The organism is Bacillus sp. HNG (genome assembly GCF_003400205.1).
Taxonomy (GTDB): Bacteria; Bacillota; Bacilli; order Bacillales; family Bacillaceae_L; genus Ferdinandcohnia.
In genome coordinates this window covers 139860-165363 of record NZ_QUQV01000002.1, presented here as the reverse complement: position 1 = coordinate 165363, position 25504 = coordinate 139860, and the positions used below count along the sequence as shown (strand labels likewise).

26 protein-coding genes are annotated in these 25504 nt (G+C 38.3%); 16 read left to right on the top strand and 10 right to left on the bottom strand.

All coding sequences use genetic code 11. The annotated features are described in order from the left end of the window. Positions 1-4 precede the first annotated feature (4 nt). The gene (locus DZB84_RS04165; protein ID WP_116351009.1) at positions 5-2083 is read right to left on the bottom strand and encodes a helix-turn-helix domain-containing protein; all 2079 of its coding nucleotides are present in this window, start codon (positions 2081-2083) and stop codon (positions 5-7) included. Between the two features lie 223 nt (positions 2084-2306). Between DZB84_RS04165 and DZB84_RS04160 the strand changes: the two genes are divergently transcribed. The 3 genes from DZB84_RS04160 to DZB84_RS04150 all read left to right on the top strand — a co-directional run bounded on the left by DZB84_RS04160 (position 2307) and on the right by DZB84_RS04150 (position 5223). After that, positions 2307-3023, top strand: coding sequence for a DUF5058 family protein (locus DZB84_RS04160; RefSeq protein WP_116351008.1), 717 nt, complete (start codon positions 2307-2309; stop codon positions 3021-3023). A gap of 21 nt (positions 3024-3044) precedes the next feature. Beyond that, complete coding sequence (locus tag DZB84_RS04155) at positions 3045-3767, top strand: small-conductance mechanosensitive channel (RefSeq protein ID WP_223254379.1); 723 nt, start codon at positions 3045-3047, stop codon at positions 3765-3767. A 64-nt stretch (positions 3768-3831) separates the two neighbouring features. Beyond that, positions 3832-5223, top strand: a complete 1392-nt coding sequence (locus DZB84_RS04150) for an amidohydrolase (RefSeq protein ID WP_116351007.1) — start codon at positions 3832-3834, stop codon at positions 5221-5223. A 76-nt stretch (positions 5224-5299) separates the two neighbouring features. Here DZB84_RS04150 and DZB84_RS04145 read toward each other — a convergent pair whose 3' ends face one another. Further along, complete coding sequence (locus DZB84_RS04145) at positions 5300-5899, bottom strand: CPBP family intramembrane glutamic endopeptidase (RefSeq protein ID WP_116351006.1); 600 nt, start codon at positions 5897-5899, stop codon at positions 5300-5302. Positions 5900-6024: 125 nt separating this feature from the next. Here DZB84_RS04145 and DZB84_RS25185 point away from each other — a divergent pair, with 125 nt between their 5' ends. Continuing rightward, complete coding sequence (locus DZB84_RS25185) at positions 6025-6150, top strand: DUF6254 family protein (RefSeq protein ID WP_010283238.1); 126 nt, start codon at positions 6025-6027, stop codon at positions 6148-6150. A gap of 776 nt (positions 6151-6926) precedes the next feature. Then, positions 6927-7868 (top strand): EamA family transporter RarD, encoded by a 942-nt coding sequence (gene rarD, locus DZB84_RS04140; RefSeq protein ID WP_116351005.1) that lies wholly within the window; start codon positions 6927-6929, stop codon positions 7866-7868. A gap of 41 nt (positions 7869-7909) precedes the next feature. Here rarD and DZB84_RS04135 read toward each other — a convergent pair whose 3' ends face one another. Beyond that, complete coding sequence (locus tag DZB84_RS04135; protein ID WP_116351004.1) at positions 7910-8092, bottom strand: YkvS family protein; 183 nt, start codon at positions 8090-8092, stop codon at positions 7910-7912. 213 nt (positions 8093-8305) lie between these two features. On the opposite strand from DZB84_RS04135, the gene DZB84_RS04130 reads away from it, so the two are divergent. Then, entirely contained in the window at positions 8306-9160 is an 855-nt protein-coding gene (locus DZB84_RS04130; protein ID WP_116351003.1) for a patatin-like phospholipase family protein, read from the top strand. Positions 9161-9230: 70 nt separating this feature from the next. Here the strand turns inward: DZB84_RS04130 and DZB84_RS25425 are convergent, their stop codons facing one another. After that, positions 9231-9842, bottom strand: a complete 612-nt coding sequence (locus DZB84_RS25425; protein ID WP_116351002.1) for a phage tail tape measure protein — start codon at positions 9840-9842, stop codon at positions 9231-9233. A gap of 505 nt (positions 9843-10347) precedes the next feature. Here DZB84_RS25425 and DZB84_RS04120 point away from each other — a divergent pair. The 8 genes from DZB84_RS04120 (at position 10348) to DZB84_RS04085 (ending at position 17682) form a co-directional block, all read left to right on the top strand. Next, positions 10348-10542, top strand: coding sequence for a hypothetical protein (locus DZB84_RS04120; RefSeq protein ID WP_116351001.1), 195 nt, complete (start codon positions 10348-10350; stop codon positions 10540-10542). 91 nt (positions 10543-10633) lie between these two features. Next, on the top strand, positions 10634-11086 hold the full coding sequence (locus DZB84_RS04115; protein WP_116351000.1) for a MarR family winged helix-turn-helix transcriptional regulator: 453 nt from the start codon (positions 10634-10636) through the stop codon (positions 11084-11086). Between the two features lie 112 nt (positions 11087-11198). Beyond that, positions 11199-11942, top strand: coding sequence for a GTP cyclohydrolase II (locus DZB84_RS04110; RefSeq protein ID WP_116350999.1), 744 nt, complete (start codon positions 11199-11201; stop codon positions 11940-11942). Between the two features lie 154 nt (positions 11943-12096). Further along, positions 12097-13470: an aldehyde dehydrogenase gene (locus tag DZB84_RS04105; RefSeq protein ID WP_116350998.1), complete on the top strand. Its 1374-nt coding sequence runs from the start codon at positions 12097-12099 to the stop codon at positions 13468-13470. 221 nt (positions 13471-13691) lie between these two features. Next, positions 13692-14282, top strand: coding sequence for a cell wall hydrolase (locus DZB84_RS04100; RefSeq protein WP_116350997.1), 591 nt, complete (start codon positions 13692-13694; stop codon positions 14280-14282). 103 nt (positions 14283-14385) lie between these two features. Next, positions 14386-15345, top strand: coding sequence for a nucleoside hydrolase (locus tag DZB84_RS04095; protein WP_116350996.1), 960 nt, complete (start codon positions 14386-14388; stop codon positions 15343-15345). Between the two features lie 195 nt (positions 15346-15540). After that, entirely contained in the window at positions 15541-15885 is a 345-nt protein-coding gene (locus DZB84_RS04090; RefSeq protein WP_116350995.1) for a DUF4257 domain-containing protein, read from the top strand. 177 nt (positions 15886-16062) lie between these two features. Beyond that, positions 16063-17682 (top strand): ABC-F family ATP-binding cassette domain-containing protein, encoded by a 1620-nt coding sequence (locus DZB84_RS04085; RefSeq protein ID WP_116350994.1) that lies wholly within the window; start codon positions 16063-16065, stop codon positions 17680-17682. A gap of 285 nt (positions 17683-17967) precedes the next feature. Here the strand turns inward: DZB84_RS04085 and DZB84_RS04080 are convergent, their stop codons facing one another. Together DZB84_RS04080 and DZB84_RS04075 are read right to left on the bottom strand one after the other, a co-directional pair. After that, on the bottom strand, positions 17968-18186 hold the full coding sequence (locus tag DZB84_RS04080) for a spore germination protein (RefSeq protein ID WP_116350993.1): 219 nt from the start codon (positions 18184-18186) through the stop codon (positions 17968-17970). A gap of 110 nt (positions 18187-18296) precedes the next feature. Next, complete coding sequence (locus DZB84_RS04075) at positions 18297-18482, bottom strand: hypothetical protein (RefSeq protein WP_116350992.1); 186 nt, start codon at positions 18480-18482, stop codon at positions 18297-18299. Between the two features lie 171 nt (positions 18483-18653). Here DZB84_RS04075 and DZB84_RS24805 point away from each other — a divergent pair, with 171 nt between their 5' ends. Next, entirely contained in the window at positions 18654-18809 is a 156-nt protein-coding gene (locus tag DZB84_RS24805; protein ID WP_189655141.1) for a hypothetical protein, read from the top strand. A 76-nt stretch (positions 18810-18885) separates the two neighbouring features. On the opposite strand, the gene DZB84_RS04070 is transcribed toward DZB84_RS24805, so the two are convergent. Then, positions 18886-19080, bottom strand: coding sequence for an alpha/beta-type small acid-soluble spore protein (locus tag DZB84_RS04070; RefSeq protein ID WP_057996587.1), 195 nt, complete (start codon positions 19078-19080; stop codon positions 18886-18888). A 112-nt stretch (positions 19081-19192) separates the two neighbouring features. Next, the gene (locus DZB84_RS04065) at positions 19193-20125 is read right to left on the bottom strand and encodes a CobW family GTP-binding protein (RefSeq protein ID WP_116350991.1); all 933 of its coding nucleotides are present in this window, start codon (positions 20123-20125) and stop codon (positions 19193-19195) included. A gap of 638 nt (positions 20126-20763) precedes the next feature. On the opposite strand from DZB84_RS04065, the gene abc-f reads away from it, so the two are divergent. Continuing rightward, entirely contained in the window at positions 20764-22452 is a 1689-nt protein-coding gene (gene abc-f, locus DZB84_RS04060; protein WP_116350990.1) for a ribosomal protection-like ABC-F family protein, read from the top strand. A gap of 46 nt (positions 22453-22498) precedes the next feature. Here the strand turns inward: abc-f and DZB84_RS04055 are convergent, their stop codons facing one another. Both DZB84_RS04055 and DZB84_RS04050 read right to left on the bottom strand, forming a co-directional pair. Beyond that, positions 22499-24430: a TRAP transporter permease gene (locus tag DZB84_RS04055; protein WP_116350989.1), complete on the bottom strand. Its 1932-nt coding sequence runs from the start codon at positions 24428-24430 to the stop codon at positions 22499-22501. Positions 24431-24445: 15 nt separating this feature from the next. Further along, positions 24446-25459, bottom strand: coding sequence for a TAXI family TRAP transporter solute-binding subunit (locus DZB84_RS04050; RefSeq protein ID WP_116350988.1), 1014 nt, complete (start codon positions 25457-25459; stop codon positions 24446-24448). Positions 25460-25504 lie beyond the last annotated feature (45 nt).

The following is a 25504-nucleotide window of genomic DNA, read 5'->3' as shown; positions in this document are numbered from 1 at the left end:
TTCATTAATGAACCTCATCAGAGTATGCAAATGATTCTTTTAAGTGACAGGCTAACTGGATTTTAAGAAAATCTTTTGGATCATTAAAATCTAAATGAAGAATCTCCTCAATTTTTTTTAGGCGTTGATATAATGTATTGATATGAATGTGGAGACTTTTAGCTGTTTCGTTTATCGATTTATTTAATTTTATATAGGTTAGCAATGTCAGTTCTAAGTCATTTTTCCTTGACCTTGTCGTATTTAAGGGTTGAAAAAAGCCATTTATGAATTCTTCTATTTCATTCGTATCCTGATTAATAAATAAACGATTAACCCCAATGCTTTCATAGATAATGATACCTGTTTCCTTTTTATTCACTAGATATGCTACGGATTTCTTTGCTTCTTCATAACTCTTCCCTATGTGATAAGCTCCCTTTTTAGTTGAACCGATACCTACGCATACGAATGAGTCGTTATTATTCGTCCAGTTCTGAATAATGGTTTTCAGTCTTTTTATCAAATCATCAACTAACGAACTGTCAGCTAATGAAACGAGTAAAATGATTTTATTATGAAACCCATAAATGAGCCTCACGTGTAAAATATTCTTTTTAATCAATGAGATGATACTATGAATATCTGCACCAAGCTTATATAAATCCTTATAGTTTACAAGTTCGATGACTACAACAAAAAAGGAGTGGGATGGAATTAAATTGAATTCCTTTCTTTTTGCAATGAGAGCTTCGGGTTCTCTACTTTTAATAACCTCATTAAAAAATTCATGTGTCTTCTTATAATAAATTTCTTCTAATGTATGTTTTTTAACAAGTTCAAGGGCAAGAATGGCTCCACCTTGCTCAATAACAATCCGATCAATAATCGATAAGGTAGTAGAGTAGGGTAAAATAAAACAACCTAGAAAAATGGTACCATTGATGATGGGATATAAATAATACTTTTCTTCTTTAGGTTTTCGTATTTCGACGAAAACAGCATGTCTTCTATTTTTAAATATTCTAGAGATTTCATCAACGCTAAAATCACTTTTTTGATGGACCTGGTTATGATACCAATCATTCTCCAAATAATCATAAAAGGAAACTTTTCTATTTATCATTTTGCCTATTTCTTTTACGATAGTCTCTAAACCTTTATTTTGGAGAGAGAATTTAATAAGGGTATTGTGAACTTCATTTCTTTTTGAAAGCTCTTGTAATTTTTCGTTCACTTCTGTATAAAGGCGTGCATTCTGGATAGCAATTGCTACCTGTGAAGCAAAACCTTGTAATAGTCGTACATCCCCTTCAGTAAATCTCCCTTTCTTATCAAATTGGTGTATGGTCATCACACCGATCCGCTGGTCCCCAATCGAAATCGGTACACTTACAATGGCTTGAATAACTTTTCCTTTTGAAGATGAGTTGATAATTTGTAAGTTTTCTGGGGAAATGGAATGATCGCTCATTTTTTTATAAATCTGGTCTGTCGAATGATAGATTAATGGTTTCCCTTCCTTAAAAACCATTCCAGTTATAGATTCTCCTACGTTCATCCTAAGTTTTCCAATGATTGGTTCAAATCCAACACTTGTTTTCGTAATAATGACCTTTTCACTAGGATCATAAAGTTGGAGATACCCTGCATTTGCAACTGGTATTACGGACAATGCGTTTTTCACAATTTTCTCTAGTAAATCATCAAGAACAAGTGATGAAGAGACAGAGCGGATTCCCTCAATCAAAATATCCAGTTCCGCATCTTTTGCTTGAATCTGGCTTTTAGCGTCCAATAGCTCAAAGCAAATAGATAAATAATCCAAATCTCTTTTATCAAAGGGAGAAGTTATACAGTTGGAGCGAAGGAGTACTTGATGCCCATTCAGGTAAGAAAATGAAATATACAAATTCTCCTCATCCGTAAAGGTCGTGTAAGTGTCATCGAAATTCAATTTTAAAAGGTTAATATTTTCATTTTTTAATTTTCCTTTTTTGTGTAAGAGTTGAAAGGAAGTATCATGTGGTTTTTGAACCCAAATTTCATAAGAAGATTTCTCAAACCCTTTTTCTAAAAAGGAGAGCAGTTGATTTGTTATCATCCTAACCTCCAAAATATATATATATATAGAAAGTTCCGTTTTTTCCGAATTATATATGTAATATAATACATTGTAATAGCTAGTTCAATAAATTACTATAAAAATTAGAAAATAAAGAATTTTCAACCTTAATTATTTTGAATGCGCTTACTTTTTAAAGGGAGGAGTTCAAAAAAGATGTAGGGAAATTTTTTTTACACTTGGAGAAAATCTGAAAAGGAGGATGTTTGATTTGGAAAAAGTATTACAAACCGCAAATAGCTTACCACTTTGGATCTTTGCTTCACTGGTAGTTGGGATCGTCATCTTTCAAGGAATCATTTTTATTCGACTAGCATCAAAAACAAGTCAATCCGTTGGTATGACATCTACAGAAGTAAAGTCAGCGATAAGGGCCGGTGCGATTAGTTCATTAGGGCCATCTTTAGCCATCATTGTTGTTGCTATTTCTATGATTTCACTAATAGGAAGCCCTACAACATTAATGCGAATCTCAATCATTGGAAATGCTGCAATCGAAACAGTGGGTGCAAGTATTGGCTCAAAGGCCGCTGGCGTTGATTTGGGATCTTCTGATTATACGTTACAAGCCTTTACGAACGCTGTATGGGTCATGTGTCTTGGGGGAATGGGATGGTTGTTATTCGTTGCTCTATTTACAAAGTCATTAGGAAAGATACAGAAAAAAGCAGAAGCCAATCCAAAAAATGTAACGATGTTAAGCACCGTTTCTGTTGCTGCAATGATAGGGGCATTTAGTTATCTTGGTGGAGGAGAAATGGTAAAAGGTTTAAGTCATTTCATTGTATTTATTGTGGCGTTTATTACGATGCCCCTCATTATATGGATAGGAGATAAATCCCAATTGAGGTGGTTAAAAGAATGGTCATTAGGATTGGTTATTATAGTCGGGATGATAGCGGGTTATGTCATTTCTTAAAAAGAAAGGGAGGAGAACTAAATGCAAGTAAATAGAGAGGAAAATCTATCTATAAATCAAGCGGTGCCAAGTATGCAAGCACCAGCAATGGATTTTGACACCTTCCAATTAAAATCTCATTTTTGGGGGCGCCTCACAATCTGGTCCGTTATAGCGTTAACATTACTAGTGCCTTCATATCTCTCATTTGTTCTTGGATATCATCCTGGTTGGTCCACGATTATTTCTGGTTTTACAGCCTATGCAGCCATCATTATGTTTGTTTGGGTACTAGAACCGATTAGCTATTACCCTGTGTTAGGTGTGTCTGGTACATATATTGCCTTTCTTACAGGTAACATTGGTAATATGTGTCTTCCATGTGCATCGGTTGCTCAACGTGTCGTTGACGCGGAACCTGGAACGAAAAAGGGTGAAATTACGGCCGCATTGGCCATTTCGACGGCATCCATCATGAACGCGATTATCCTTATTTTAGCTATCTTAAGCGGTTCGTTCATTCTCTCCATATTGCCAGAGTCCGTTATAAATAGCTTGAATTTTGTTCTTCCTGCAATTTTTGGAGGTGTTATAGCCCAATTTGCAATCAAGAAGCCACTATTTGGTGTAATTGGGATTGCATTTGGTTTATTTGTTAATTTAGGTCCTGTTCCTCGTGCGTTCCAAACATTTGTCTGCATACTCGGAACAGTTGTAGTTTGTTTACTTTTAGAGAAGATCAAAAAACAAGAGAAAAATAATTAAGGTGTTGATATTGACTTAGTAGATTTGGAAGGAGTGAGAATCCATTAGTAAATGGATATAACGGATGAATAAACAAAAATTAGTGCAATGGATAAGAAATGACCAGTCCGAATTTACGGAAATGGCGAAAAAGATATGGGAACATCCGCAAGTTGCTTACGAAGAAAGCTATGCTTGTAACTTGCAGATTTCAAAATTAAAAGAAGAAGGATTTCGAATTCAAGCATCGATTGGTGGAATGTCTACAGCTTTTGTAGCTGAATATGGTTCAGGAAAACCAATAATTGGGATACTTGGTGAATATGATGCATTACCCGGACTTTCCCAAGCCGTCAAACCAGTTCAGGAACAAGTAGAAGTGGACGGACCAGGGCATGGCTGTGGCCATAATTTACTTGGAACCGCAGGAGTAGAAGCTGTGGTAGCGTTAAAAAACGCAATGGAGGAATTTAAACTAGCTGGTACGATTCGTTACTATGGTTGTCCCGCAGAAGAGGTTTTGTCTGGAAAAACGTATATGGCAAAGGAAGGCGTCTTTGATGATTTGGATTGCGCTTTAACATGGCATCCATGGACATCAAATATGGTAGTAAATAGGAGCATGCAAGCTATGGTGTCCATTAAGTTTCATTTTAAGGGAATTCCAGCACATGCCGCTTCATCGCCACATGCTGGGAGGAGTGCGCTAGATGCAGTTGAATTGATGAATGTTGGCACTAACTATTTACGAGAACACGTTGTAGACGGTACAAGAATCCATTATGTCATTACAAATGGGGGACTTGCACCAAATATTGTTCCAGAGCATGCGAGTGTTTGGTATTATTTACGGGCTGCTACAAAGGAACAGGTGGAAGACGTACTTAGAAGAGTTCAAAATATTGCTAAAGGGGCAGCTCTCATGACAGAAACAGAGGTGTATTGGGAGATCGAAGCATTTCCTTATAACACTCTGCCTAATGAAACTTTAAATGACCTTATGTACGACAATATGAAATTGGCAGACCCTTTAGTATTTACTGCAGAAGAAGAGGAATTTGCTCAGGAATTAGTAAAGACGATAGATGCTGCCATCGTAAAAATGGCACAACAGGCAAACAATGAAATTCTACCGGTCACCTATCAAAATGATAAACAAACAAAAGGAAAATCTGTCGCTGGTTCTACCGATGTTGGCGATGTTAGTTGGATTACACCTGTTGGGCAAATCATGACAACTTGTGCGCCTGTTGGAGTACAAGTACATTCTTGGCAGGCAACCGCTACTTTCGGATCGTCAATCGGTTTTAAGGGGATGCACTTGGCTGCTCAAACAATGGCATTATCTGCGTATGATTTATTATTAAATAAGGATCATGTACTTGAACAAGCAAAACAGGAGTTTTACTTATCCACAAAAGATAATCCGTATGTAGCGGGGATACCTAACAATGTAGAAAAAGTTATGTTGGGTTAAATGAAAATAGCGGAAAATACATGGATTAGGAAATCGAAGAATGGGCTCATAACGTTCTTCGATTTTCTTTTCGTTTTTAAAAGATGGGGTATAGCACGAGAAAAAATAAGTTGAACACAAGGTGAGAAAGGATTGTTAAAAGGATATTCCGATTCCACATATATAAGGTACCCCAAACCACTCCACCAGCAAATGTCGCTAGCAAGAAAAGTGGGTTAAAGGTATACATATTTGCCGACATATATAAAAGTGAGGAAATGACGATCACGAGTAGCTTATTTTCGAAATGATTCTCAACTTTCTTCTGAATATAGCCTCTCCAAAATAACTCTTCACCTGGAATGATGATGAGAAACAGCACCACATAATGCCAAGTTAGCTGAGGCTGAACTTTCATATACAAATCAGCAACATCTGTTAGTACATTCGGAAATACGAGTTCAGAGCCTATTTTACCGGTAAAAAAGAGTCCGTACATGAGAAGCCCGGAAAGTATAGCAATTGCTGTGTTTGAAATTGAAATGGTTTTGGTATCGAATTTTCCGTATCGGATGGCTGCAATAGATAATAGGAAAAAGGATATTGTAAACATGACCCAAAATGGAAGGTCCGAAAGAAAACTAATAGCGAGTAAAATATGTACAAGTATAAATAATAGTAAAAAGTTTTTGTGCATTTGTTTTTGCCTCTTTTGTTAAGATGTGTCGCTGTTCATTTTATCATGAGTGTGAATTTTTTAGAATAAATATCCGGTGGCGACTCATCCTAATGATGATAATCTGAAAGAAGGAGATGTTCGAGATGACACAATCTAAACGCCAACAAGAGCGCCAATGGACAGTTCGCAAACAATCCCAAAATCCGCATGGTAAAGTAAAATCATTTGAACAGCTTGCTGAAGAAGCAGGGAAGGATACTAAAGAATAGTAAGACTAAGGCACACACCTCTGTTATGAGGTGTGTTTTTTGGGTTTTGGGGTATGTGTTTTTATTGGAAGTGGTGGCTTAATGGAGTCTATGCGAGAGGTATTTCTAAGTATATCCAAAAGTGGTGTGTTAAGAGAGTTTTATGTAAGGGGTAGTTCCAGGTATATCCAGAAGTGATGTGAAAAGAGAGGTTTATGCAAGGGGTATTTCCACATATATCCATAAGTGGTGATATAAAAGAGGTTTATGCAAGGGGTATTTCCAAGTATATCCAGAAGTGATGTGAAAAGAGAGGTTTATGCAAGGGGTATTTCCACATATATCCAGAAGTGGTGATATAAAAGAGGTTTATGCAAGGAGTATCTCCAGAGATATCCATAAGTGGTGTGAAAAGAGAGGTTTATGCAAGGGGTATTTCCACATATATCCAGAAGTGGTGTGAAAAGAGAGGTTTTTGCCAGGGGTATTTCCAGGTATATCCAGAAGTGATGTGAAAAGAGAGGTTTATGTAAGGGGTATTTCCAATCATATCCAGAAGTGAATTTGTATAAGAGCCTGAGCACCATCACCCTCCTAAAAAATGGAGCATAGTGTATCTCCAAAGAGCTTGAAGCACCCCCCAACCTAGTAATAAGTGAAATATGGAACTAACTATAAATCGAAAACTTCATCCTCATCCATCAATCTAAAATTTCCAATTCATTTTCATTGAGAAATATCGGGAACCGAAATATAATTAACCAATGGTATAACTTGAATTGGAAAGAAGGTTCATTATGGAACAAGATGACATGAGGGAATATAAATTAGGTATCCTATACACCACGATTGCCTATATTGCATGGGGGGTACTGCCTCTTTATTGGAAGTTAATCGACTACGTTCCAGCATTCGAAATACTTGCACATCGAATTATTTGGTCCCTTGTTTTTGTGCTTTTAGTTATCCTTGTTTCAAAAAAAGGGAAACAGTTTATAACAAGCCTTAAAGAGATCGTTAAACACAAATTGAAACTAATTGGGATTGTAGGGTCAGGCATCCTCATTACAATCAATTGGGCTACTTACATTTGGGCGGTGAATACGGATCATATTATTGATGCTAGCCTTGGGTATTACATCAACCCATTGGTAAGCGTACTGCTAGGAATCATTGTTCTTAAGGAACGAATCCTGTTTTGGCAGGGGATTTCATTTGGATTAGCCGGTATTGGAGTTCTTATTTTAACCATTCAATATGGAAGTTTTCCTTGGGTTGCGATCACACTTGCACTAAGCTTTGGGTTTTATGGGTTAACAAAGAAACTTGCCAAGCTTGATTCATTGGTAGGTTTAGCGATGGAAACAATGGTGGTTGCACCAATTGCACTCATTTATTTAGCTGTACTCAATAAGGGTGGAGTCGATTCTTTTTCAGGAGCCACCATTGACGTGCAATTATTGCTAATGGGGGCAGGCGTGGTTACAGCATTACCGTTACTTTGGTTTGCTGCTGGAGCAAACAGAATCCCACTATCTGTTGTGGGGATTCTTCAATATATTTCTCCGACTATAAGCCTTTTCTTAGGAGTATTCTTATATCATGAACACTTTACAAAGGTGCATTTAGTAACTTTTATTTTTATCTGGACAGCACTATTAATCTACTCATTCTCAAAATCTAGATTTCTAACTTCGCTCCAACCTAAGTTTGTTAAAAATAAATCATTAGGGGCATAAATACAAAAAGGGAGCTGATTATTAATCAGCTCCTTTTTTCATTAGATTGTTGTGACAATCTTATAGTTTTTGTGATTAACTACAGTACGACTCTCTAATTCTAAATCTCTATAATTGTCCATATATGTTAAGTCTACGATAACCGAATTTTCATTTACCTTTTCGACGATGCCTTTTAGGCCCTCTTTGAACTCAATGATATCCCCAATTTCTGCAATTTTCATTATGTCGCCCTCCATTGCATTCTATGAATCTTCAATATAGTTCATAAAGTGCTTTTATTTACAAAAAAACCATTTTTTTATATTTTGCCTTACTTTTGTTCTTATGTAAAGCGTTTTCATAGATATTTTATTATAAAAATTTGTAAATAATGTGACAACCCTCCATTATTTTTTTATAGTTAGTAAATAAGCCTTTGTTAGAGGGAGAGAATAATAGTGAAAGATGTAGGATTGGTTTTAGAAGGTGGGGGAATGCGTGGTGTATACACAGCGGGCATCCTTGAATATTTTATGGAACAGGATTTATATTTCCCATATGTTGTTGGTGTATCGGCAGGGGCGTGTATGGCAGCGTCTTACCTTTCTAGGCAAATGGGAAGAAATCGCACGGTTAATATTGATTATGTCAATCACCCAAACTATCTATCATTCCGTAACTTTGTACAGCATAAGCAATTATTTGGGATGGATTTTATTTTTGATGAGATCCCAAATAAACATGTCCCGTATGACTATGATACTTTTTATCAATCAAAGGAAGAATTCGTGGTGGGAACAACCGATTGTGAAACAGGGGAACCCATTTATTTTAAAAAAGAGGAGTATGGAAATGACATGCTCAAGGTAATTCGGGCATCTAGCTCATTGCCTTTTGTTGCGCCAATCATCGAATTCAAAGGGAAAAAATTATTGGATGGTGGAATTACGGATCCCATTCCATTGATAAAAGCACAGCAGGATGGAAATTCAAAAAATGTGGTCATTTTAACTCGAAATCGTGGTTATTTGAAAAAGAAATCAAATATGACTTGGGTTGTAAAACGCGCATTTAAGCAATATCCTAATCTGGTAAAAGCCATGGAAACACGCTATAAGCGTTATAATGATACTCTAGCGTATTTGGATCAAGAAGAAAGAGCGGGAAGGATTTTTGTGATTAGTCCAACAGAACCACTTGAGGTGGGACGAGTTGAAAAAAATCCTGTGAAATTAACCAATTTATATGAACTTGGACTGAAGGACGCAAGCGAGCAGTTTGAAAAATTTCAGAAATGGTTAAAGGCTTAATCAAAACGGTGTCCCTAAAAAGAGACACCGTTTTTACTTATTTACCTTGCACATCATGATAGGCAAAGCGCTATTGACCGCAAGTACAACCAGGTCCATGAGGTCCATGTGGTTCCCTAGTGGTTGGTGTCATTCCATAACCTTGAGGAGCCATCATGCCAGGTATACCGGATCCTTGAGGAGAGAAACCACCCATCATAGGTCCAGCACCAGGAGTTTGAGGTCCGAATCCACCCATCATAGGTCCAGCACTAGGTCCTTGAGGTCCGAATCCACCCATCATAGGTCCAGCACTAGGTCCTTGAGGTCCGAATCCACCCATCATAGGTCCAGCACTAGGTCCTTGAGGTCCGAACCCACCCATCATAGGTCCAGCACCAGGAGTTTGAGGTCCGAATCCACCCATCATAGGTCCAGCACCAGGAGTTTGAGGTCCGAACCCACCCATCATAGGTCCAGCGCCGGGAGTCTGAGGATTGAATCCACCCATCATAGGCCCAACATCAGGATCCTGTGGATCAAAATCGCCCATTATTCCAGTTCCACTCATTGGTGCAAGCTGTTGACCGCAAGTACAGCCTGGCCCATGTGGTCCGTGAGGAATCATGATACTTTGTTGCACACCAGGCTGTGCCCCGTACATATTCGGATTCATAAACATTTCTTTTTGATAATTTTTCATAGAATCCACCTCTCTACAGTATGATCCAGATAAAAAAGTCAGCTACTTTGGTAAGTTAACTTTTACCTATTTCATCATAAATGCCTACTAGACACTTTCCCCACATCATATGCCTATTGGCGTAATGTGTGTAGAATCACATGATAAATGGGTATTAGCCTTGTTTCTCTTTCTATGAACTACTATAATTTAAAAGGAAGTTAAAAAAGTCCGGTGAAAATGACACATCGAATTTCTGCGAACGTTGCACTGAGAACATGATGAATACCTGGGGAATGCGCTTGCGTCTACTAGTTTAATCTGGGATGTCAATTCCTCAGCGCAAGGCTGCAAGGATGTTAACTCAAGCAGTTGCCTCGCTCCGGTACTCAAAGCTGCACCGCCTTGAAATTTCGACGCACAGGACGTGCTAGTGTCGACAATGCCACAGGAAGTGGCGCTTTTGTCGACGCGGTCCTTTTCATCCAGCTTTTTGTAACAGTCATTTAAGCTAGAGGTGTTTACTATGAATGAACAATTTGTAAATGAAATTTTAAATAAACTGCGAGATGGAGAACTAAGTGAATATTTGGTGAAAAATGATCAATTTTTAGAGTTTCGAAAGACATTGGTCAAGAGGGAAGATTTTAAGCATTTTCGCGGAATTGCCCAACATGGTGGGGATGTGCTGTATCGATATACGGAAGTCGCGAGAAGTTAATGTGACAAAAGTCACAGACCAAAGGTTGACAAAGTACATCATAATTTAGTAAAATTATCTTGAATTCAAGATAATGAAAAGGGTGGAAAGTATGGAAGCGAATGAAGCAATCAATGTTCCTAACCTCTCCTTAAAATTTTTTGTCATTCTATCTAGAGCATTCCGATCTGTGAATGAGCGAGTTGAAGAGGATGTAAAAGGATACGGACTAAACTTAACAGAATTTGCCGTGTTAGAGCTTCTTTATCATAAAGGGGACCAGCCAATTCAGCATATTGGTAAAAAGGTCTTATTATCGAGTGGAAGTATAACCTATGTTGTCGATAAATTAGAAAAAAAGAATTTCCTTCTCAGAAAACCTTGTCCAAAGGACCGACGTGTTACATGGGCGTCCATTACGGAGGAAGGTAAACAATTCATGGATACGATTTTTCCAAAGCATGAAGAGGCTATTGAAGAAATTGTCGGGGGTCTGACTGATTCCGAAAAAGAAGAAATGATGGTCCTCTTAAAAAAGTTAGGTTTTCATGCTGAAAAATTATAAAAGATAATTGAAGTGTATATTACTTGACCTCCCTTTTATAAAAATACTATACTTTCAGGACAAAGAATAGAGAACTTAAACTAGTTGCCGTAGTAAGAAAGGGAGAATGAATATGGTTTCAAATGAGATAAAGAACCTTCTTTTAAATAAAATGAAAATGATACAAAAACCAGGCGAACAGGATATCTGTTTAGTTGGACCTGTCACATTACCTGTTCAGTTAGATGATCATGTTGTGACATTTAATTGGTATACATGGTTAAAAGTTGAGGATGAAATGAGCACGGAGGAAGTGCTGGATACACTTTCTAAAACGAACCTTGCAGCTATGCAACAATCATCTGTACTTGTATACGGTGATTTTGATACCGAAAACGATGCTCTTATTCGAATGCACAGTATATGTCATACTGGTGATATTTTCGGAAGCAAACGCTGTGATTGTGGGTTCCAATTGCGTGAATCCATGAGAATGATCGTTTCAAATGGTTGTGGTGCACTTTTTTATTTAGCTAATCATGAAGGAAGAGGGATTGGGCTATTTTCAAAATCACTTGCTTACATCCTTCAGCAAGAAGGGCTTGATACCGTGGAAGCCAATCTTGCATTAGGCTTTAAAGATGATACCCGTAATTATGAGGATGCGATTCGTGTACTCACGGATTTACGTGCGAAACCAGTTACGTTAATTACAAACAATCCGAAAAAATTAGCTGCATTACAAGAATATGGACTTTTATCTGATACACATATCCCACTATGGGGGGATATATCTGAATACAACCAAAAGTATTTAGAAACAAAAGTTGAAAAATCAGGTCATATCCGTGTTAAAGAGAAAATGACAGTTATTTAATAATTTTAATCAAATGGTAAGCCTAACCTCTGGGCTTACCTTTTTTATTTGCTGATTGAAGTATTATCTTTGTTTTTTGTAAAAAAATAGAGGAGAATTGCATAGTCTTGTACTATTTATAATGTAGAGTCTCGATGAAATGGGGGAAACGGTAGTGGAAAGCCATGGGGCGCTTATTAAAAAGCAGCAAGAATTCTTTTCGACAGGTAAAACAAAGGAAGTTGCATTTCGGATTGATACTCTTAAAACGCTTCGAAGTTTAATTAAGACACATGAAAAAGAAATCATGGATGCCTTACATACAGATTTAAACAAATCGGAATTTGAGTCCTACACGACGGAGATTGGGTTTGTCTTGGAGGAACTTCGCTATACGTTAAAACATATTGAAAACTGGGCAAAGCCGAGAAAGGTAAAAACAAGCCTAACGGGCTTTGGCAGTAAAAATTATATTTATCCTGAACCATATGGAGTGGTTCTGATTATTTCACCTTGGAATTATCCGTTCCAATTGGCATTCGCACCCTTGATTGGAGCAATTGCAGCTGGGAATTGTGCAATTTTAAAGCCTTCAGAGTTAACACCTAAGACGTCTGAATTACTGACAAAACTGATTCGTGAACATTTCCAAGAGGATTACATCGCAATCGTAGAAGGTGGAGTTGAAACAAGTACAGCCCTTTTGAATGAAAAAACGGATTATATCTTTTTTACAGGAAGTGTTGCTGTTGGAAAGGTGATTATGGAGGCAGCAGCCAAGCACCTAACACCTGTAACCCTTGAACTTGGCGGAAAAAGTCCATGTATCGTCCATAAGGATGCCAACCTTCAGTATGCGGCTAAGCGGATTGCATGGGGGAAGTTTACAAATGCGGGGCAAACCTGTGTTGCGCCAGATTATTTATATGTTCATCATGAGGTGAAGGAAGAATTTTTGAATCTATTAAAAGAGGCTATCCAAGAATTGTATGAAAATGCTTTAAGTGAGGAGAGCCAGTTTACTAAGATTGTCAGTGATCGGCATTTTCAGCGTCTAAAAACATTTATATACAATAGTGGGACCATTTATCATGGAGGAGAATCAAATGCTGAAAAGCTACTGATTGCTCCAACAGTCTTGACTAACATTACATGGGAGGACCCAATCATGGAAGATGAAATTTTTGGGCCGATTTTACCTGTAATTGAGTATGAAGACATTTTAAAAATTATCGATGAAATTAATCAGCAGCCAAAACCACTTGCCTTGTATATTTTTTCAGAGGTTGAACGAGTTCAAAACATGGTCCTTGAGTCGATTTCCTTTGGAGGAGGCTGTGTGAATGACACGGTTTATCATTTTACTTCACCACATTTACCGTTTGGTGGTGTTGGTGAAAGTGGAATTGGGGCTTATCATGGCAAGGGGAGCTTCGATGTATTTTCTCATGAAAAAGGTATCATGAAGCAAACAACACGATTTGATTTACCATTCCGTTATCCAAACACAAAGCATGGGTTAAAGTGGATAAAAATGATTATGAAATAACCGTAAAACGGCTGAGATGTTTGTAAAGTTCAATCCATATTTTTCCGTCACGTCCAATATTTAGGTGAAACTTATCTAAGGATTATTTTTCCATGTATTTTTTCAGACAACGTGTAGCAATGGCTCTCACAATCTACCAAGTATTGGACAATGAATCGAAATATTACAGCTGTTACCCTTCTAGTAGGGACAAAAACGACGACTACTAGGAGGAATAAAAAATGAAAAACCTTAAAAAGATTGGATTTGCAACTGCATTAACATTCTCAATATTAGCAACAAGTGTGAGTGCATCGGCAGCAACTCATACTGTTAAATCAGGTGATACATTTTGGAATCTTGGCATGAAGTATGGTGTGTCTGTACTAAATCTTAAGGAAATGAACAATCGAACAAGTGATATGATTTATCCAGGAGAAGAGCTTAAAATTCCAGAAGCAGTGACGAATGAAGAGAAGGAATTACTTGCACGACTTGTACATGCGGAAGCAAAGGGTGAACCATATGCAGGCAAGGTTGCAGTGGCAACTGTTGTATTAAACCGTGTGGATTCATCTGAATTCCCAAATTCTATTAAAGAAGTTATTTACGAGAAAACAACAGGCGGTTCATATGCATTTAGCCCAGTGGCTGATGGTTCAATCAATCAACCAGCTGATGAAGAATCAAAACGTGCTGTAGATGAAGCTATAACATTTCGTGGACAAGGAAAAGGATCCTTATTCTTCTTTAATCCAGACAAGTCCTCACATCCATTCATGATGGCAAGAGAAGTAACAACTATTATCGGTAACCACCGATTTGCAAAATAATTAATGGTTAAAGCACCTATTTCAACAACAAAGAAATAGGTGTTTTTTTCGTATGCCCTTCATATAGTGAGTATTATACAAAAATATGAAGGGAGCAATAACGATGGCAGCTAAGGTATTATTTTTCGGAGATCCGGGAATAGATGATTCACTTGCAATTATGTACGGATTGCTCCATCCAGAAATTGAGATTGTCGGTATTGTACCGGGCTATGGAAATGTTGAACAAGAACAAGCTGTTCAAAATGTGGCTTATTTATTATCCCTTGCAGGTAAAAGAGATATCCCGATCATTGCAGGGGCGAAGGGACCTCTATCCGGAGAATTCACCCCTTATTATCCTGAAATTCATGGAGAAAAAGGGCTTGGTCCCATTCGTCCACCTGATACATTACAAACGGGAGAGTTATTAAATTTTGATGAGATATTTAAAATCATTCAAAAATATGAAAACGAACTCTATATCGTCGATGTAGGGCGTTCAACCTCTCTTGCTATTGCCTTTCTTCTTGGCGGTGAGGTTATGAATAAAGTAAAAGGAATTTATGTAATGGGCGGTGCTTTTTTTGTTCCTGGTAATGTCACTGCCGAAGCCGAGGCGAATTTTTACGGAGATCCGATTGCCTCAAACCTTGTTTGTGAGCGTGCAAGAAACCTTGCGATTCATCCACTGAATATTACCATCCAGGCTCTCTTGACTTCCGAAATTGTGGATACAATTGTCCGCCATGGAACTCGTAATCCTTACCGCGATTTAATACGACCCATTTTCGATTATTATTATGAATTTTATAAAAAAAGCGTACCTGGAATTAAAGGGACGCCGTTACATGATGTGGTTGCTTTAAGTGCAATTGTGAATCCATCAATTGTACAATATGCACATCGTAGGGTAAATGTTGAATTGTTCGGAATTTTAAAGGGAGTAAGTGTCGCAGACTTTCGAGCGAACCCAGATAAGGAGCCACCTGAAACATTAGACCGAATTGCCTTGCGCTTTGATTATAAAAAATTCATTACCGAATTTATTCAAGTGATGACAATGGGAGATGTAGATAGGTAGGAATATACAGTCCTTTCGATGTCCGAAGCAATTTTACAATAGGAAATAGTGCATTGGTAGTAGAAATATATTTTAAATTTTCGGAAAATATACCCAAGCTTTCTTATCAACATTTGGCATATAATGTGAATAAGGAAGCTTCCATATTTGCCTAAGGTCAAGCATTACTAAATCTGGACTTTAGGGGGTGATGACATGTTGTTACATCTCTTGCTAGCAATCTTTATTGGTGGCTCTATGGGGTTGTTGGGACATGCTAAAAAACAGGGGAAAATCGAAAAACCTCGTGTGACAAAACGCTTCATCTACCTCGGCTTCTTAGAAGAAATGATTATCGGAACCGTTGCGGCAGTTTTAGTCGTAGCATCGAGTGACACAGATTCGATTTTTCGAGTAGTGTTCCTCTCAATTTTGGCAGGTTACGGGGGAGAAAGGATCATGCAAAGAGTTGAATTCGTGAGACGTGCTGAAAGACAAACGGAATTGCCTGTGGAAACAAATCAAGAACAGGAGAGCAATAAGAAGAATGATGCTATTTGATTTAAAACAAGAAACAAAAGAAAAACGCGATGTTTTCTAGGCGACTCTTTTTGCAGGAAACCTGTGAAAAGGGTCATTTTTATGTTAATCTAAGTCCTTAAACTGCTAGAACTAGAGTTGTGTCTATTAAAATGGTATAATCAGTAGCAGTGATATGAAATGGAGGATTTATAATATATGATTACAGTTACAAATGTCAGTTTGCGTTATGGTGATCGCAAGCTTTTTGAAGATGTTAATATAAAGTTTACACCAGGAAATTGTTATGGTCTGATTGGGGCAAATGGTGCCGGAAAATCTACCTTTTTGAAAATCCTTTCTGGTGAAATTGAGCCACAAACTGGTGATGTTCACATGACACCAGGAGAACGCTTAGCGATTTTAAAACAAAACCACTTTGAATATGAAGAACATGAAGTCCTTAAAGTTGTCATCATGGGACATGCTCGTCTTTTTGAAGTGATGCAGGAGAAGGATGCCATTTATATGAAGCCAGATTTCTCTGATGAGGACGGCATGAGAGCAGCTGAACTTGAAGGAGAATTTGCCGAATTAAATGGGTGGGAAGCAGAATCAGAAGCTGCAATCCTTTTAAAAGGACTAGGGATTCCAGAGGAGCTTCACGCGAAGAAAATGGCAGAATTAACCGGTTCTGAGAAAGTAAAAGTGTTATTAGCGCAAGCCTTATTTGGCAAACCAGATGTCCTATTACTGGACGAGCCTACGAATAACTTGGATTTAAAAGCGATCCAGTGGCTAGAAGAATTTTTAATTAACTTTGAAAATACCGTAATTGTCGTTTCCCATGACCGTCATTTCTTAAATAAGGTATGTACCCACATGGCTGACCTTGATTATGGAAAAATTCAAATCTATGTTGGAAACTATGACTTCTGGTATGAATCTAGCCAGCTTGCTTCAAGAATGGCACAGGATGCAAACCGCAAAAAAGAAGAGAAAATTAAAGAACTTCAAGCATTTATTGCGCGCTTTAGTGCAAATGCATCTAAATCAAAACAAGCAACCTCTCGTAAAAAGCTTTTAGATAAAATTTCACTTGATGATATTAAACCATCTTCGCGTCGATATCCGTTCGTCGGATTTACTCCAGAGCGTGAAATCGGTAATGACTTATTACGTGTAGAAGGTCTTACAAAGACAATCGATGGTGTGAAGGTGCTAGATAATGTCAGCTTTATTATGAATAAAGGCGACAAGCTTGCGTTTGTAGGTAAAAGCGAAATAGCAATCACAACATTATTTAAGATTTTGATGGGTGAAATGGAAGCAGATAGTGGTACCTTCAAATGGGGTGTTACAACGTCTCAAGCCTATTTCCCTAAGGACAACTCGAAATATTTCGAGGGGAATGAGCCAACTTTAGTGGACTGGCTTCGTCAGTTCTCGCCAAATGATCAAAGTGAAAGCTTCCTACGTGGATTCTTAGGAAGAATGCTTTTCTCTGGAGAAGAGGTCTTGAAAAAGCCTAGCGTTCTCTCAGGAGGAGAAAAAGTACGCTGTATGCTTTCAAAAATGATGCTAAGCGGCTCAAACGTGTTATTACTTGATGACCCGACAAACCACTTAGACCTTGAGTCCATTACCGCTTTAAACAATGGCTTAATCGCGTTTAAAGGTTCTATTTTATTTACATCACATGACCATCAGTTTGTTCAAACAATTGCAAACCGCATTATTGAAATCACACCAAATGGTCTTGTTGATAAGCAAATGACATATGATGAATATCTTGAAAATACGGAGCTTCAAAAACAAATAGAAGCCATGTATGCGTAATATCAAATGCGTAAGCGCCTTTTTCTGCGGAACGTCGACTAAAATCTGCCACTTCCTGTGGCAAACATCGACGTCAGCACATCCTCGAAAATGCTATGCATTTTCTTCGTGCGATGCTATGCTCTCGAAGCTTTCCTTGTCCTGTGCAAGTCAGACAAGCACAAGACAAGCCAGCGGGAAGGTTGTAAATTGACCTTCTTGATGGATTGGCTTGTGACCTCGAGGGGTTAGGCGCAGAAGCTGGACGTATGTAAAAAAGCCGTCTTCCTCATGGGAGACGGTATTTTATTCTGCTTCCGAAATGGATGAATCTCTGCCATCAGAATCATACGTATTGGATGTACTTCTACCACTATGAATGGTAATATTAACACCCGTATTTAATGAACCAGCACCTGCATATGTTTTTCCTGTTGAGGTGGGAGAAACATTAAATGAGTTCCCGGCAATAATGGTTCCCTCATTCCGGTTAATCTCGATCGGTCCTAAAAAGATTGAAGCCATATACCATGTACCACCTTCCATACCTTTGGTAGTACTAGCATATAGCTTGTTAGAATATTATGAAAGGTACAAACCCCTAAAATTAAAAAGATAAGCCAAAAAGAGGCTTATCATTTACCCAATAAAGCTAAAATCCCCTTAAATATAAGGACGAATGAAAAGACAATGATTGTAAGGACACCTACTAAAATAAATACTGAATGTAAACTTCCTAAAACGGTATCGTATGCAGTTACTTTGATAAGAGCAAAGCCAGCTAAAATACACGCAACAAATAAGAAAACATATTTATCCAAGTGATTTCCCTCCTTTACTACACTATATGTCCAACTGAAAGGAAAGTGAGGAAATCAAAGAATTTTAATCATTTTTTAATATTTAGGAATAAATAAGAAAAGCGTGAATAGAATGGTTTTGTTGGAAAAAAAGGAAATAAATCAGGCATTAAAAAAGATAGGGTGGGAAAGATGGCATTAGTAAAAAATTGTATCATTGTGTTGTTGTTTGCACTTTTGGTTGTGGGGATGATTTTATTTGGAGTAAGAACAATCGAGGCCAAGGAAAAACCAACTGTGATGATGACGCCTGAGAAAATATATGTTGAAAAAACCGTTCACTTCTAAGGAAAGTGGCGGTTTTTTAAGTTATTCGTTGCTTAACAAATAGAGGCCCTTATGTAAGGACCTCTAATAAAGATGGTTATTGTTGTGAACCATTTTTAAGCTGTTGCTGTGCCATGGCAACGAGGCGTTTCGTCATTTCGCCCCCAACGGAGCCGTTAGCACGTGCGGTCGTATCTGCACCAAGCTGAACTCCAAACTCATTGGCGATTTCTTCTTTCATTTGATCTAGAGCATTTTCAGCACCTGGAACCAATAGTTTGTTTCTTGCCATGATACATCACTCCCGACTAGTTTTTTGAGTAACCAAATGATTACTCATTTTTAAGGTGTCACGTCAAGCGGAAATGATGCTTGGGAATTACGACCACTTCCGCCAAAAATGATTATTCAACCTTCATACTTTCCTCCTCAAGTTTCTCCATTTCAGCCTTCATCCATTGTGGAACCAATTTTTCACCAATAAATACCAACGTTGGCTTATAGTTCATTAGCTCTTTTAAGTAAATGGGTGTTCCATAGGAGTATTGGAACAAATAAGTATGATTCGAATGGGTAAACTTTAAATAACCCTTAATCCGGTAAATCGTATCAGGCATTTTTCTTAGCCAATCCTCGAACAAATCAAGGTCAAGTGGATTTGAAAATGTATGTACATATGTTTTTAGCTTCAAATCAAGATGGACATGGGCACGTTCATGTGGTTTTCGCTCGGTCTTTTTTATCGTTCGTAAATCATCAAGTTTCACGGAAGCATACTTCGTCAATAAGCATTTTGCATCACGGTTAATTGACTGAATTTCAAAGATCATTTGTCCTTGTTCCATCTCTGACAACTGGTCGACTTTATTCAGTAACAATACATCTGCGTGGTAAACTTGTTCACGTAAGAGCATTTGCAACTGAGCACTTAATGAGTTTCTTTCCTTCCAACGATTCACATCGATTAGGGTCACTATCGATTGGACAAATAATTGATCTGCAAATAGTGGGGACATACAGGCATCCAGCACTTCAATTGGATGGGCAACCCCTGTTGTTTCAATATAAATTGCATCAAGATCATAGTCCTGTAGAAGTCCTTGTAGATGAACTTCAAGCTGACCTTGAATCGTACAGCAAACACAGCCATTTAATAATTCTTTAAGGGGTGTATTTTCTGTAACGGCATTTGAATCGATTGAAACCTGGCCTAACTCATTCATTACAACCGCTACTTTACGACCTAATTTTTTTTCTTCGTTCAGAATATTTTGCAATAAAGTGGTTTTCCCACTTCCTAAAAATCCAGATAAAATAAAAACCTCAACTTTTTTCATAAAAACTCCTCATTCTTTCAGGCTGTTTTCGCAAAAATTGTTGTTTTTGGCACAATTGATTTCCGCTACAGGTGACGCTTTCCGCGGGCGTGGCTTGAGCCTCCTCAGGCCTACACGATGTAGGTCACGAAGCCGTTGCCACAGGACGTGGCGCTTTTAGGCTTCGTTCTATTGTTCGCTCCTGTGGGGTCTCAAGTCTCACGCTTTTCCCGCAGGACTTTGAATTTCTTCCTTGAAATAACCCACGCACGAAGAAAATGCGAATGCATTTTCGAGGAGTCGCCACCTTCCGCTTCAATCAATAGTTTTGTTTTATCCAATAGCAACAATCTTTTAGAAAAGATCCTTCTTTTATATGATTACTCTTATTATAACGAATTATCTCGAACAGGGAAGAAAAGTCGAATTTGACAGATTTTTTCAATGAACATATACTAGAACTAACAAAATTCGAAAGGAATGGGTAAGGGGCAATGGACAATTAATCTTATTTTCGTACCGATTTTTTATATATCGAGTATCTAGAGAATAGGATTACTATGCCCATTTCCATGTCCATTTGTATACCATACATTTGTACGTTTATTTGTATTGGGAAAAATGTGTCCTCTCTAGGTACTTACTAGGGAGGTTTTTTTATGACGATTTTAAAAATAAGTGGGGTCCACAAAAGCTTCGGAGATAAGATTATTTTAAATCATATTGAATTTGACGTCCAAAGGGGAGCTCGAATCGGGATTGTCGGGAATAACGGAGCTGGGAAGACAACACTGGCAAACATCTTAACGGGAAAAATAGAGATGGATAAAGGGAATGTCGAAATGCCGTCTGGACCGATTTCAATTGGTTATGTAAAGCAGGCTGCAGATATCGCGCTTGGTGACCTTGAGGAAGTAATAATGTCAAAAGATATGTTGAAGCAAACTAGCCAGCTTGGGTTAACGAAAGTCCAAACATGGGATCATCATCGCGGAGCCCACTTAAGTGGGGGCGAGAAGACAAAGCTATCACTGGCAAAGGTTTGGGCATCCCAGACGAATCTTTTATTGCTTGATGAACCGACTAACCATCTTGATTTTAAAGGAGTAGAGTGGCTGATTGAGGAAATGAAGGCTTTTCCGGGCGCCATTATTGTCATTTCGCATGACCGCTATTTCCTTGATCAAACAGTAAGTCAAATTATTGAGATAGAGGACGGAAATTCAATCATTTACGAAGGAAATTATAGCGATTTTTATAAAGAAAAGGAAAGGCAATACCAAAGTCAGCTTCATCGCTATGACATTCAACAAAAACAAAAAGAGAAAATTGAAAACCAGCTAAGCAATTTGCAAAACTGGTCAGACAAAGCGCATCGCCAATCGACGAAGCAGGAGGGCTTTAAAGAATTTTATCGAGTGAAGGCAAAGAAAATGGATAAACAGATAAAGTCAAAAAAGAAGCGTCTTGAAAGAGAACTCGAAAAAAACAAAATTGAAAAGCCAAAGGAAAAAGAGGAACTCCAATTTCATTTTAAACAGAGTAAAAAGCGGGGGAAACGAATTGTTGAAGTGAACAATGGAGGAATGAGATTTGGCGAGAGGCTATTGTTTCAAGAAAGCCATTTTTATGTAAAGTTTGGAGAACGAATTGGTATTCTTGGTGAAAATGGCTGTGGAAAGACGACATTGTTTCGTGTCATTATGGGAGATTCAACACTATCAACGGGGGAGCTTTGGAAAAGTCATTCCTTAAAAATCGGCTATTTGTCTCAGGATGTAACGGACTTGGACGAAACGAAGACAATCCTTGAATACCTTGGACTCACCGTAAAGGATAGAATTAGTGAGACAAGGACTATTTTTGCAAACATTGGGTTTCAAGCAGATAAAATCAATCAGCCCATATCGTCCTTAAGCTTGGGTGAACGAACAAGGGTGAAACTCGTTAAATTGTTATTGGATGAGGTGGATCTATTAATTTTAGATGAACCGACCAACCACCTTGATCTTGCAAGCCGCGAGTCTCTTGAAAATATGCTGCAAACATTTGAGGGAACGATTCTGACCGTTTCCCATGATCATTATTTTCTTGAAAAAATGTGTGACAAACTTCTTGTTTTTGAACATGGTGTTATTAAAAGAGTTGAAATGGGGCTGAGGGCATATCAGCACAAAGACCAGATCGGACCGGTCACTACACAAAACAAGGCAGAAGAAAAGCTGCTTATCGAAAATGAGATTAGTGCGATAATCGGACAATTGTCATTGATATCAAAGGATGATCCAAAATACGATGAGCTAGATAAAAAACTACTGGAATTAATGAAAAAGAAAAGAGAACTATAATTCGAAAAAAGTTCAGTGCTTAACAACACTGAACTTTTCTCTTTGCTTATGCCCCTTTTTGAATAGGGGTGAAAGGGGTCTGACGTTTCTTCTGAAGTATAAAAACGAATGCGAATAAGAAAATACCTATACCACTGAATAGAATATGTGGATAGATGAGCAATAGCCCACTTATGATTAAGAGAATTCGGTCTAGTACGTTTGCTATTGTTTGAAATCTGCCGATGATTCCTGCACTTAACGAAACAACGCCGACTACGGCAGTAAAGAATGCAATCATGATTTCAAGCGGTGAACCTTCAAGCAATAATGCAGGTTCTAGCACGAACATAAATGGCACGATGAAACCGACAATTCCAAGTCGAACGGCTTCTAGTCCCACTTGATTAGGGTTACTATCGGCAATTCCTGCTGCAGCATATGCAGCGACAGCAACAGGTGGTGTAATCGCCGAAAATATGGAGAAATAAACGATAAATAAATGTGCTGACATTAAGGATACACCTAACTCCATTAATGCTGGTGCAGCTAACATGGCTGTTAAAATATACGCAGCCGCAACTGGCATTCCCATTCCTAAAATAATACAAATAACCATAGTTAGTAATAAAGTTGGAATAAGCATACCTTCCGTTAAGCCAAGTACGACACTCGTTAACTTCCCCCCGAGGCCAGTTGACATGATACCTGATATCACTAAACCTGCTGCTGCACATGCGGTTGTGACAGGGATAGAGGATTTAGCACCATCCACCATTGCTTCGAAAATTTGCTTAATACCCATCCGCGTTTTTTTACGAAACCAGCTCACAATCACAATGGCTAATACCCCATAAAAACCAGTTCTTGATGCGCTATACCCATTTAAAAGAAAAACGAGTAAGACAACGAGTGGAATAAAGTAATACCAGCCTGCTTTTAAAACATCCGAAACTTTAGGGATATCCTCTTTTTTTGCCTTTGGTAAATCTAATCGTACAGCCTCAAAATGAACCATGGCAAGTAAGGAAAGATAGTATAAGATTCCCGGAATAATCGCCGCAATGACGATTGAAATATAAGGAATCTGTGTGATTGCTGCCATTAAGAAGGCAGAGGATCCCATAATTGGTGGAAGGATGCTACCTCCTGTTGATGCTGCAGCTTCAACTGCTGCCGCAAATGATGGTTTGTAACCAGAGCGTTTACTTACAGGAATGGTAAATGAGCCTGTCGTGACGACATTTGCTGTTGGACTTCCCGAAATCATCCCAAAAAATGCACTCGCTAGCACGGCCACCTTCGCAGCACCACCACGTGTTCTTCCAGCCAAAGCCGTTGATAACTGAAAGAAAAATTCACCCGCACCGGCTTTTTGTAAAAAGGCTCCAAACAATAAAAACATATATACAAATGATGCAGCAACTGCAATTGGTGAACCCCATAATCCATTAAAGCTGTAAGCTAAATCTTCGACTACCTCTGAGAACGAAAACTCCCGATGCCAGATAAGTCCTCCTAAATGATGACCCCAAAGCGCATAGCCGATTCCAATTAATACAATGATGACAATCGGCATCCCAATCGTCCGGCGTGCTGCTTCAATGCTTAACAAGACAAAAAGGAAGCCAACTAAAATATCCAATGAGGACAATGGGTCGACAATCGGGATTCGTTCTGAGATACGTTCTGCATGGATGTTAAAATAGATTCCCGCACCTAATGCTAAAAATGAACAGATATAGTCTATGACTGTCGGAGAAGTGCTCGTTCCACTCTTTTTTGAAAAACTATAATAAATAAAAGTCAAAAATAGTATGAAAGATAAATGCGTCGCCAACAACTGAATTGGATCTAATTTCCCCCAAATAACGGACCCAACTTGGAATAAAGATAGAATGAATGCGAAACTTATCAATAACTTAAAATGTGATCCAGTTAAGTGGCGCTTTTCACCTTCCGTGAAGACTTTTGTTATGTTATTTTTAAAGCCCATCATGTTGGGATCTCCCTTCTAGAATTCGTGAATGAGTCCTTTTTCTTTTAAAAATTTTTCCGCACCTGGATGAAGCGGGACTTTCCCAACCTTACTAAAGTTTTCTTTTGAAAGATTTTTAAATTCTTTATGAACGGTACTTAAGTATTCAAAGTTCTCATAGATCGCTTTTGTGACACGATATACTTCTTCTTCCGGTACATCTTTATGAACAATCAAAATCGCTGGAGTATATACGGTACTCATATCTTGTTCTAAGAAACGATAGCTCCCACTCGTAATCGTACCTTGTTCCATTCCTAATTTTTCAGCCACAGCTTGTAGGATATTTTGATCCATTGATATAAATTTCAAATCATTCGTTGTGGAAGCCTCTAAAATATCACTAGAAGGAACAGACACGGCATCTCCTGTCATATCGATTCGATTGTCAGACATCAATTCAAAGGTCGTTGACCCACTTAAATGATCCACAGAACCACCCCACGAATCAATGTCTTGATAAGTTACCCCGTATTCTTGTAGTATCGCTCGAGTAATGATTTCACCAGCAGAACCTCTCTGGTCAACAGCAAGTCGTATCGGAGCTTTCTTTTCAATGACCTCATCTAATGAATCAAATTTCACATCTCCTCGCGCAATCAGCTGATAATAGTTAGCAGGGATGACAACACTGATTGCCCGTATATCTGGATAGGCGTTTTTATAGGGTTCTGTTCCACTGAATGCCGCGTATGCTGTCATAGCGTATGAAATTCCGTATGGGACAGTGTTTGTTCCGACACTCGCAGGGTTTTCTACAATTCCGCCCGGTTCTACCGTAATCAGAGATCCTTTATATTCTCGACGAATCGATTCAGCGATTCCTTCTGTAAAAACAGACCATGCACCACCTGTTCGTCCACCGATGATGGTCGTTCGAATATCGTCTGAAGTATCGACAGCAACCGCGCCGACCTTATTCATGCAACCTACCAGTAGTAAACTACTTACTATTAAAATGAAAGATAAAGTCCAATTTCTGTGAGACATTATGTTTACCCCCAATGGGTTATCTTTTTGATTATGAATCTACAC

What these genes read in the sequence shown, in the direction of transcription:
- DZB84_RS04165 (WP_116351009.1), bottom strand. Translation starts at nt 2,083, where the DNA reads ATGATAACAAATCAACTGCTCTCCTTTTTAGAAAAAGGGTTTGAGAAA.
- DZB84_RS04160 (WP_116351008.1), top strand. Translation starts at nt 2,307, where the DNA reads ATGTTTGATTTGGAAAAAGTATTACAAACCGCAAATAGCTTACCACTT.
- DZB84_RS04155 (WP_223254379.1), top strand. Translation starts at nt 3,045, where the DNA reads ATGCAAGTAAATAGAGAGGAAAATCTATCTATAAATCAAGCGGTGCCA.
- DZB84_RS04150 (WP_116351007.1), top strand. Translation starts at nt 3,832, where the DNA reads ATGAATAAACAAAAATTAGTGCAATGGATAAGAAATGACCAGTCCGAA.
- DZB84_RS04145 (WP_116351006.1), bottom strand. Translation starts at nt 5,899, where the DNA reads ATGCACAAAAACTTTTTACTATTATTTATACTTGTACATATTTTACTC.
- DZB84_RS25185 (WP_010283238.1), top strand. Translation starts at nt 6,025, where the DNA reads ATGACACAATCTAAACGCCAACAAGAGCGCCAATGGACAGTTCGCAAA.
- rarD (WP_116351005.1), top strand. Translation starts at nt 6,927, where the DNA reads ATGGAACAAGATGACATGAGGGAATATAAATTAGGTATCCTATACACC.
- DZB84_RS04135 (WP_116351004.1), bottom strand. Translation starts at nt 8,092, where the DNA reads ATGAAAATTGCAGAAATTGGGGATATCATTGAGTTCAAAGAGGGCCTA.
- DZB84_RS25425 (WP_116351002.1), bottom strand. Translation starts at nt 9,842, where the DNA reads ATGAAAAATTATCAAAAAGAAATGTTTATGAATCCGAATATGTACGGG.
- DZB84_RS04120 (WP_116351001.1), top strand. Translation starts at nt 10,348, where the DNA reads ATGAATGAACAATTTGTAAATGAAATTTTAAATAAACTGCGAGATGGA.
- DZB84_RS04115 (WP_116351000.1), top strand. Translation starts at nt 10,634, where the DNA reads ATGGAAGCGAATGAAGCAATCAATGTTCCTAACCTCTCCTTAAAATTT.
- DZB84_RS04110 (WP_116350999.1), top strand. Translation starts at nt 11,199, where the DNA reads ATGGTTTCAAATGAGATAAAGAACCTTCTTTTAAATAAAATGAAAATG.
- DZB84_RS04100 (WP_116350997.1), top strand. Translation starts at nt 13,692, where the DNA reads ATGAAAAACCTTAAAAAGATTGGATTTGCAACTGCATTAACATTCTCA.
- DZB84_RS04095 (WP_116350996.1), top strand. Translation starts at nt 14,386, where the DNA reads ATGGCAGCTAAGGTATTATTTTTCGGAGATCCGGGAATAGATGATTCA.
- DZB84_RS04090 (WP_116350995.1), top strand. Translation starts at nt 15,541, where the DNA reads ATGTTGTTACATCTCTTGCTAGCAATCTTTATTGGTGGCTCTATGGGG.
- DZB84_RS04085 (WP_116350994.1), top strand. Translation starts at nt 16,063, where the DNA reads ATGATTACAGTTACAAATGTCAGTTTGCGTTATGGTGATCGCAAGCTT.
- DZB84_RS04080 (WP_116350993.1), bottom strand. Translation starts at nt 18,186, where the DNA reads ATGGCTTCAATCTTTTTAGGACCGATCGAGATTAACCGGAATGAGGGA.
- DZB84_RS24805 (WP_189655141.1), top strand. Translation starts at nt 18,654, where the DNA reads ATGGCATTAGTAAAAAATTGTATCATTGTGTTGTTGTTTGCACTTTTG.
- DZB84_RS04070 (WP_057996587.1), bottom strand. Translation starts at nt 19,080, where the DNA reads ATGGCAAGAAACAAACTATTGGTTCCAGGTGCTGAAAATGCTCTAGAT.
- DZB84_RS04065 (WP_116350991.1), bottom strand. Translation starts at nt 20,125, where the DNA reads ATGAAAAAAGTTGAGGTTTTTATTTTATCTGGATTTTTAGGAAGTGGG.
- abc-f (WP_116350990.1), top strand. Translation starts at nt 20,764, where the DNA reads ATGACGATTTTAAAAATAAGTGGGGTCCACAAAAGCTTCGGAGATAAG.
- DZB84_RS04055 (WP_116350989.1), bottom strand. Translation starts at nt 24,430, where the DNA reads ATGATGGGCTTTAAAAATAACATAACAAAAGTCTTCACGGAAGGTGAA.
- DZB84_RS04050 (WP_116350988.1), bottom strand. Translation starts at nt 25,459, where the DNA reads ATGTCTCACAGAAATTGGACTTTATCTTTCATTTTAATAGTAAGTAGT.